This is a genomic window from Asaccharospora irregularis DSM 2635, assembly GCF_900129815.1.
In the GTDB taxonomy this organism is placed as follows: Bacteria; Bacillota; Clostridia; order Peptostreptococcales; family Peptostreptococcaceae; genus Asaccharospora; species Asaccharospora irregularis.
This window is the reverse complement of the sequence record NZ_FQWX01000055.1, coordinates 1-9,664: the sequence shown is the minus strand read 5'-3', so window position 1 is coordinate 9,664 and position 9,664 is coordinate 1. Positions and strand designations below refer to the sequence as shown.

At 29.0% G+C, this 9,664-nt stretch carries 6 protein-coding genes, 1 pseudogene and 2 other annotated features; of the genes and pseudogenes, 6 read left to right on the top strand and 1 reads right to left on the bottom strand.

Annotation, left to right across the window (positions count from 1 at the left end; all coding sequences use genetic code 11):
- Nucleotides 1-347: 347 nt before the first annotated feature.
- The 6 genes and pseudogenes from BUB34_RS12390 to BUB34_RS12365 all read left to right on the top strand — a co-directional run.
- Nucleotides 348-2,189: a sensor histidine kinase gene (locus BUB34_RS12390; RefSeq protein WP_073127732.1), complete on the top strand. Its 1,842-nt coding sequence runs from the start codon at nucleotides 348-350 to the stop codon at nucleotides 2,187-2,189.
- Between the two features lie 90 nt (nucleotides 2,190-2,279).
- Nucleotides 2,280-2,509: a binding site (T-box leader), on the top strand.
- 89 nt (nucleotides 2,510-2,598) lie between these two features.
- Nucleotides 2,599-2,825: a binding site (T-box leader), on the top strand.
- Nucleotides 2,826-2,884: 59 nt separating this feature from the next.
- A complete protein-coding gene (locus BUB34_RS12385; RefSeq protein ID WP_073127730.1) occupies nucleotides 2,885-4,090 on the top strand; it encodes a homoserine dehydrogenase in 1,206 nt (401 codons plus the stop codon).
- A 672-nt stretch (nucleotides 4,091-4,762) separates the two neighbouring features.
- A complete protein-coding gene (locus tag BUB34_RS12380; protein WP_073127728.1) occupies nucleotides 4,763-6,148 on the top strand; it encodes an APC family permease in 1,386 nt (461 codons plus the stop codon).
- A 330-nt stretch (nucleotides 6,149-6,478) separates the two neighbouring features.
- A complete protein-coding gene (locus tag BUB34_RS12375; protein WP_073127726.1) occupies nucleotides 6,479-7,111 on the top strand; it encodes a YitT family protein in 633 nt (210 codons plus the stop codon).
- 362 nt (nucleotides 7,112-7,473) lie between these two features.
- The gene (gene gap, locus BUB34_RS12370; RefSeq protein WP_073127724.1) at nucleotides 7,474-8,490 is read left to right on the top strand and encodes a type I glyceraldehyde-3-phosphate dehydrogenase; all 1,017 of its coding nucleotides are present in this window, start codon (nucleotides 7,474-7,476) and stop codon (nucleotides 8,488-8,490) included.
- 271 nt (nucleotides 8,491-8,761) lie between these two features.
- Nucleotides 8,762-9,331: pseudogene (locus BUB34_RS12365) on the top strand (hypothetical protein); the annotation flags it as partial.
- A gap of 93 nt (nucleotides 9,332-9,424) precedes the next feature.
- Here the strand turns inward: BUB34_RS12365 and BUB34_RS12360 are convergent.
- Nucleotides 9,425-9,664 (bottom strand): transposase (locus BUB34_RS12360; RefSeq protein WP_143153387.1); only part of this gene is annotated, 240 nt, incomplete at its 5' end.

The window sequence follows — 9,664 nt, the reverse complement described above, 5'->3', positions numbered from 1 at the left end:
ACCTTGTCTGTGACACGAATAATTCCCTTCGGGGAAATTCAACCAGCTAAACATAGAACTATTACTGATGGAATGATACGCTATTTTTCGGGTATAGGATCTCTAAGATCACCCAGGGGGGATACATCTATCCTCTATTCAGTAAAGATTATACTATATTTGTCAAAGTTGAATCATCCATTAGGGAGAATTTTAATAGAAAACAATTAAAGAAATGAATTAAGATCCGATAGGATTTTATACAAATTTAAAAATTAAGAAAAGTTGTTAATGTTCGTTAGATTATTAGAAAGTTTTCTATCAAATGTTACAACTACATTATACAAGGGGGATAATGGATAAATAATATGAATAAAAATATTAACTATAGAGAATTTTTAGAGGATGTGCCATTGCCTATTACATATTGCAAGATAATAAAAAATGATATAAATATAATTTATAAAGTAGAGTATATAAACGAGGCTATGGTCAAAATTTTGAATTTAGATCAAGAAATATACAACGAAGATATACTAGAGTTATTACCGGTTTTTAAGGAAGATAGATATTACAAAGAATTGTTTGATGATAAATGCAAAACTATTAAAAGATATATACCAAAAATTAATGATTGGATGTATATAAAAAAGCAATTTATAGGAGAAGAATATATCTTACTATACTTTGACTTTTTAATGTATGATTATAGAAAATTAATAGATGAATCAAACAGATTAGAGGAGAAGTTTTATATAAAAGATAAAGATGGTCTATATTTAGATTGTAGCAGAAATATGCTAAAAATACTGAATAAAGAACAAGATGAGTTGTTTGGTAAAACTGATTTGGAAATCTGGGGAAAAAGAAATGCAGATACAATTAAACAGTTTAGAGAAAAGGCACTATCAAATAAAGAAGTCAGAGGAAGAGTGATGATAGAGGATGATGAAAAAACTTTCTCTATAAGAACATACTTTATATATGATAAAGATGAATTTATAGGTGAAATTGGAACTATAAATTCTATAGTAAGAAAAAACACAAATAAAAAGTATAATACTAAGGATTTTATTAGAGCTATTGAAAATCATATTCCTGATAATATATTTTTCAAAGATATAAATATGAAAATTATTGGTTTTAATTCTAGTTTCCTTGAATTAACTCGCATTGGTAGGGATGAGTTAATAGGAAGAGATGCTTCTGAAATACCTGTATTTAAGCAGTTCTATAAAAAAGTTCATGAAATTGATAATGATATAATACAGAATAAAAGGGAGAGGATTTATGATTTAGAACTTGAAATTGATAATCAAAAAATAATTATAGAAATTATAAAAATACCGTTCCTTGATAATTGTGGAAGTGTTATGGGTATAGCTGGTGTGGCTAGAGATGTTTCTAAAAGAACAATAAAAGAAACAGGTATTGAAAAATTGAGACTAGATTATTTTGTAAATCTATCTCATGAATTAAAAACACCTATAAACTTAATAATATCTTCTCTTCAAATTATAGAGAGAAGGGAAAAAGAGCTCTTAAAAGAAAATATTACCTTAAATAAAAATGTAAAGATAATAAAGCAAAATGGGAATCGTATACTGAAATTGGTTGAGAACATAATAAACCTGACAAAGCTGGAATCTGGACACACTAGTCTAAAGCTACAAAATGAAGATATAGTATACTTTATAGAGGAGATTTGTATGTCTGTTACCCAATTTGCAAATCAAAACAATATACAGCTTGTATTTGATACACAGATTGAAGAATTTGTAATGGCTTTTGACACGGAAAGCATAGAAAGAGTAGTACTTAATTTACTTTCAAATGCTATTAAATATAATAAAGCAAATGGTAAAATCTATGTAGATTTATCTAAAAATGATAAAAACTTTATAATAAAGGTAGCAGATGATGGAATAGGTATACCTACAGAAAAATTGGATAAAATATTTAATAGGTTCGAGCAAGTAAATGATAAGATGGCAAGTAGAGTTAAGGGAACAGGTATAGGTTTATCTCTTGTAAAATCTTTGGTAGAGTTGCACGGAGGTAATATAAGAGTAAATAGTATACTGGGTGTAGGTAGTGAATTTATAGTAGAAATTCCTATAACCCTAAATGAAAACGAGGATTCTTATATAAACTCAAAAATAATAAATGATATAGGAATGAAGATGGAAATAGAATTTTCAGACATATAACTATATAATAAATAATAATAAATAAAAAAATATTCAGAAAAGTATTGACATTTGTTTTATATTACCTTAGAATTATATAAAATCTAATAAATAAAAGCGATGAATAGGAAGAGTAAATCTAATTCGGTTGACAGAGAGGAAAATTCAAAGGCTGCGAGATTTTCTAAATTAGAGGGATTGAAAACTACCTAGGAGCTACTATCTGAAGAAACCTTTAGTGTTTTAGTAAGAATAGTCGTTAGCTACGTTAAAGCGAAAAGAGAGCTTTTATATAAAGCTAAATTAGGTGGAACCGCGGGAAATACACTCTCGTCCTTATATTAAGGACGGGAGTTTTTTTGTATAAAAATATAAAAACTATGCCGGCAAATAGATTTTTATTGATTTCATAAAATAAAATTCAAAATAAATAAAAGCAATGAATAGGAAGAGTAAATCTAATTCGATTAACAGAGAGGAAAATTCAAAGGCTGAAAGATTTTCTAAATTAGAGGGATTGAAAACTACCTAGGAGCTGCTATCTGAAGTAACCTTTAGGGTTTTAGTAAGAATAGACGTTAACTGCGTTAAAGTACAAAGAGGGTTTTTATTATAAAAAACCAAATTGGGTGGAACCGCGAGAGACTCGTCCCTTTATAGGGATTAGTCTTTTTTTGTTTTTATTTTATAAAAAATATAACTAGGAGGTATTTTAAATGAAGATAGGAATTTTAGGATATGGAACTGTAGGAAGTGGATTTATAGATGTTATAGATAATAATAGAGATAAAAGAGATATAGAGATATGTAAAATACTTGTAAGTGACAAATACAAACACAAAGGTAAAAAGTATTTTGATAAAATCACTGAAAATATAGAAGACATTTTTGAAGAAAATATAGATGTTTTGGTAGAAGTAATGGGTGGATTAAATCCAACTTTAGATTATATAAAAAGAGCAATAAATAACAATATACATGTTGTAACAGCGAATAAAGATTTATTAGCTGAATACGGAGATGAACTAGTCAAATTAGCAAATGAAAAAGGTGTCTATATAAAGTTCGAGGCTTCAGTTGGCGGAGGCATTCCAGTTCTTAAACCTTTAATAGAGTCTTTGGAGGGGAACAATATAGAGAGTATAAGTGCTATATTAAATGGAACTACTAATTTTATATTATCTAAGATGTATGATGAGAATTTGCCTTATAATATAGCCTTAAAACAAGCCCAAGAGCTTGGATTTGCAGAGGCTAATCCTGAGGCAGATGTTATGGGGTATGATGCTGCTAGAAAGCTATCAATACTCTCTACTTTGGCATATAATAATAGGGTTTATTGGAAAGACCTGTATTTAGAAGGAATAACTTCTATAGACGAAAGAGATATGGAGTATGCTAAAAAGTTGGATTGTAAAATCAAGCTAGTTGGGCAAAGTAGTTTAAAAGAGGATAAAGTAAGTGCATTTGTCAGACCTGTTTTAGTTGAAAATAATAGTATATTAGCCAAAGTTGACAATGAATTTAATGCAGTAATTGTAAATGGAGACTCAGTCGGAGAAATATCTTTTGTTGGAAAAGGTGCAGGAAAATTGGCAACAGGGAGTGCAGTTTATTCTGATGTTATAGATATAATAGATAATAGAATAAACTGCATAGACTCTTTTATGAAAAATAAAGTAGAGATAAATAAAATTTTAGAAAATAAGTGTAGTGCTCTTCTTAGATTTAGTAGTTTTAAAAAGAACGAGATTATAGATATAATAAAAAGTTGTATAGTGGAATACGATGTTTTGAATGATAAAGATGAGTTAGCTATTATGGTATATGCAAATTCTGAGTATGAGATAAATAATAGTCTTTGTCTAATCAAAGATAGGGGATATTGTAAAAATATCAATAAGTTAGTAAAAATAAGCTAATAAAAATAAATTAATAAATAATCTTACAAATAAAAGTAGGATTAAAATTAGAGTAAGTAGTTAAACTCCCTATATAATAGATGATCTATAAAATATCTACTATATAGGGAGTTTAATAGATTATTATAAAATAAAAAGATTTTTTACAACAAAAGAGCCTTTAAAAAAAGGCTAAAAATAAAGGTATATTAAATTTATATTAAGGCGTTTTCAAAATGTAGCAAGTCGATAAAATATCAAACAGAGTAAGTTAATCATTTATCAATTGCTATAATGGTATTATATAACATTATTGTTAATAATGAAACATAAATTTCTATAAAAAATAAATTAAACATAAAAAATATTTTTTACAGATTGAAATAAACTCTTAGATTCTATGTACAAATTCAAACAAATGGCTAGAAAATGAGGTTAAAAAAATATTTTTTTAAAAAAAATATAAAAAACTACAAGCTAGATATTGTAAGGGATTTAACAGATAAAAGTTTTCCTACATGTACGAATAATAATTCTTAATATTTGAACAATTGTGAACAATGTGATAAAATATAATCAATAAATACACAGACGTGTGTAAATATAATTAATACAAACTGTATTAGAGAGTGATTCAATATACTTAAGTATACTAATACTACTAATAGTACCAAAAAAGGGGAGATTAGAGTTATGAGTAAAAATAGTAATTTTGATAAGGTTCTTAACAAAGGAGATGTATTTGTTTTAGCATTCGGTGCAATGATTGGCTGGGGCTGGGTTGTATTATCAGGAGAGTGGATACAACGGGCCGGTACATTGGGAGCTATTATAGCTTTTGCAATAGGTGGTTTTGTAGTTTTATTTGTAGGTCAGGCCTATGCAGAATTAACCTCGGCGATGCCAAAATGTGGAGGAGAGCAGGTATTTAGTTACCGTGCATTGGGCAGAGATGCCTCGTTTATTTGTACTTGGGCTATAATTTTAGGTTATGTGTCTGTTATAGCATTTGAGACAGTAGCACTTCCAACTGTCATACAATATATATTCCCGAATTATGTAAAGGGGTATATGTATAATGTAGCTGGGTTTGATATTTATTTTACCTGGGTATTAGTGGGAGTAGTCAGTTCAATAGCAATATCTATAGTAAACTATCTTGGAATAAAAACGGCAGCCTTTTTACAGGGTGTGTTGACGGTTATTATTACCTTGGTAGGCTTATCATTAATAGGGGGATCGTTTGTTCATGGAAACATAGCAAATGCTCAACCGCTTTTCAAAGATGGCATAGGTGGTATTATATCAGTAGCAGTTATGACACCGTTTATGTATGTTGGATTCGATGTTATACCTCAAGCAGCAGAAGAAATGAATATTCCGTTCAAAAAAATAGGTCAGATTTTAATTTTATACGTTGTAATGGCAGTAATTTGGTATGCGATGATAATATTTGGCGTATCATTAGCTATGTCAAGTTCGCAAATTGAAACGTCTGGATTAGTTACTGCAGATGCAATGGCCAATGTATATTGGGGAAGTCCTCTTGCATCAAAAATATTAATATTCGGTGGAGTAGCAGGTATTCTTACCAGTTGGAACTCATTTTATGTAGGGGGAAGTAGAGCTATATACTCTATGGCTGCATGTGGAATGTTACCTCCTTTCCTATCTAAACTGCATCCAAAATATAAAACACCATCTAATGCGATAATTTTGATTGGTATAATTACAACACTAGTACCGTTTTTAGGTGAAAATATGCTTGTATGGCTTTCTAATGCTGGTGGATTTAGCATAGTTATCTCATACTCAATGGTGTCGTTGTCATTCATTGTTCTAAGAAAAACAGAACCAGATATGCCGCGTCCGTACAAAGTTAAAAATGTAAAATTAGTTGGTGCTATATCAGTGTGTATGTGTATATTCTTAGGTTTGATGTATTTACCAGGAGCTCCAGCATCTCTTGTTTGGCCATATGAATGGGGAATTATAATAACTTGGGCTATTTTAGGAGTTATATTCTATGTATGGGCAAAAAATAGTGATATAGAGCATAACCCACCTGATTATGATTAAAATATAAATTGATTACAATTAGAATATAATTTGAAATCTAGCAGATATTAAGGATAGTATTTGTAAACAAATAAAAAAATTATATAAACAAATACTTATTTATACTAAATTAAAAAGCAATTAATATGAACTTTTTTAGAAAAATAGGCTATCTACATCATTGGGATGTCTAGCTTTGGAGTGATTCTAAAAAAACTTGGAAAAAATATTGAAAAATACCTTGAAAAAAACTTAAAAAAAATGTATAATTAAATATTCTAAAAGTGCGATATACAAAGCCTGAATTATCCTATATAATATAGTAAAACATATAAAGAAGGAAGGGATAACATGGCCAGGCGGCGATTTGCAGAAAGTTTAGGACTTATAATATTAGGTTCTACAATATTAGCTTTTGGAGTTTATAATTTTTACTATCTAAATAATATAACAGAAGGTGGAGTGTTAGGACTCTTACTACTGCTAAAGAATTTATTCAATATAGAACCTTCAATAGCAAACATCATAATTGATGGGGGACTATTATTGATAGGATATAGATTCTTTGGTAAGAAATTTTTCATATACTCTTTAATTGCTTCTTTAAGTTTCTCGGGATTATACCGTATATTTGAAGCAATAGGGCCTCTCGTACCTCAATCGAATAGCATGCTTTTATCAACTATACTAGCAGGGTTAACTGTTGGGATAGGTGTTGGTATTATAGTTAAGGCTGGTTGTGCGGCTGGAGGAGATGATGCTTTAGCATTAGTGATTTCTAAGACTACATCTTTACACGTAGGGCAGGTATATTTACTAACAGACATTATAGTTTTATTGCTGTCACTACTATACTTATCAGTATTTGATGTTTTTTATTCTTTAATAGCGGTGACTATAAGTGGAAAAGTAATAGACTTCATTTATTACAGAGTTAATACTAAAACAGATAATGGAAATGTATTGGGAGCTATCTCAAAATAAATAGCTAGATATCAATCAAAAAAGGTGAATTTCTCTATGAGAAGTTCACCTTTTTTAATTTGACTTATTTGTAATAATAGACAATGAATTTAAAATAAAAATATTATAGGATAAAGAGTAATATTATGGGTATATTATATATTATTATCTATTTTGCCAGTCATAATAATATAAACTATAGTGTAGCATTTTAAAATAAAAGTGTACATTAAATATAAAAACTATATAAAAATTACTTGATAAATAGGCAAAAAATGCAATAATATCTCAAAATAATTATTTAACATATAAAAAGTATTGAATAAATAAAATATTTAGTATACAATAAATATGAAAAACATAGTGATAGAGGGGGATTTTAAGTGAAAATAAAAGTAGCGATGAACGGCTTCGGAAGAATAGGAAGAGCTGTATTGAGAATATATGAAGAAAGATTAGATGCTGATATAGAAATAGTAGCAATAAATGCAAGAGCAACAGCTGAAACTTTAGCTCATTTATTCACATATGATTCATGTTATGGAAGATTCAGAGGTACTGTAGAAGTTAAAGATGAAGACACTATATTAGTTAACTCAAGAGAGATAAAAATACTAAGATACAATGATCCTGCTGAAATACCTTGGAAAGAATTAGGTGTGGATATAGTTATAGAATCTACAGGTATATTTACTCAAAGAGAAAAAGCTTATAAACATATAGAAGCTGGTGCTAAAAAAGTAATAATAACAGCTCCAGGAAAGCAAGAAGATGTAACTATAGTTATGGGTGTTAACGAAGAAGATTACGATAATGAAAATCATCATATAATCTCAAATGCATCTTGTACTACAAACTGTTTAGCGCCATTTGCTAAGGTTTTAGACGATGAGTTTGGAATAGTTAGAGGATTAATGACTACTATACATTCTTATACTAATGACCAAAGAATACTAGATAAGACTCATAAGGATCTAAGAAGAGCTAGAGCAGCTTGTGAATCAATGATACCTACTACTACAGGAGCAGCAAAGGCTGTATCTAAAGTTTTACCACAATTAGAAGGTAAATTAAATGGTTTCGCAGTAAGAGTCCCTACTCCAACAGTTTCACTTGTAGACCTTGTTTGTGAACTTAAAAAAGATGTTACGGTAGAAGAGTTAAACAATGCTTTCAAAAAGGCCTCAGAAGGTAAAATGAAAGGTATATTGGGATACTCTGATAAGCCACTTGTATCTATAGACTATAGACAAGATGATAGATCATCTATAGTAGATGGATTATCAACTATGGTATTAGATAATAATATGGTAAAAGTAGTTTCTTGGTATGATAATGAGTGGGGTTATTCAGTTAGAACTCTTGATTTAGTAAGTTATGTAGCTAAGAAAATGAAATAAATATTTATAAAAAGGTTATGAAAATTCTGAATTTAGAGTTTTTATAACCTTTTTTTATAATGCATAGGAAATTTTTTATATGAAAAAGCTAATAGAAAATAGATATTACTCCTTGGAAAATATTCAGAAAATTAAAATAAAAAGTTAAATTAAATATGAAATGAATATTCAGAAAAGTGGAAAAATGGCATATAAAGTTGAAATGTATAAAGAATATGGGTATAATAAGTCATAGGTAGATCTACTAAAAAAATAACAAGGAGTGAACAAAATGGAAATAACTAGGAATACCAGAAAAGTAAAGTCGGTCAATTTAGAAACATTTGCATTTTTAGCGGTACTAGTAATTGGATTTGGATATGTAGGAAGTGTTATGGGATTAGGAATAATGTTTAAAGTAATAATGAGTACAGCACATTCATTATTATTAGATACAGTATTTTTAATTATGGCTATGGCCGTTTTAGCAGGAGCCTTAAGTGGGTTACTTTCAGAATTTGGAGTAATTTCACTACTAAATAGAATGTTCGCTGTATTCATGAAACCTTTATACGGGTTACCTGGCGCTAGTATAGCTGGGGCACTTACGACTTATCTATCAGATAATCCAGCCATTATATCATTTGCGAAAGACAAATCATTTACAAAATATTTCAAGAAATATCAAATACCAGCCTTATGTAACCTAGGGACAGCATTTGGGATGGGACTTATATTAACAACGTTTATGATATCTCAAGGAAAAGAGTTCGTTCTACCAGCAATTATAGGAAATGTAGGAGCAATAATAGGAAGTGTAATAAGTGTTAGAATAATGATACATTTCACTAAAAAGTTCTATAATGAAAGGCTCTTTGTCAAATAACGTTGATGAAGTCAATATTTAATTTTTAAAGGCAGCATCTAATACAGTTTTCATGTATAGATGCTGTTTTTAAATTACTTGTATTTTTTCTCTTAGTAATACTCTTAATCTTAAATTTTTAAAACTTCTAAATCCAAAGGATACTCTTTTGAGTACTTTAATGGTATTATTCTTACCCTCAACTCTAGCATTTGTATATTTTGTAATTAGTGCATTTAATACGTACTGTTTTTTATCCTTCAAAGATTTAAGGCTTGTTCTAAAGCATGAAGGACAGTCTTTTAAATCCTTTGATAGCATTTCTGAAAT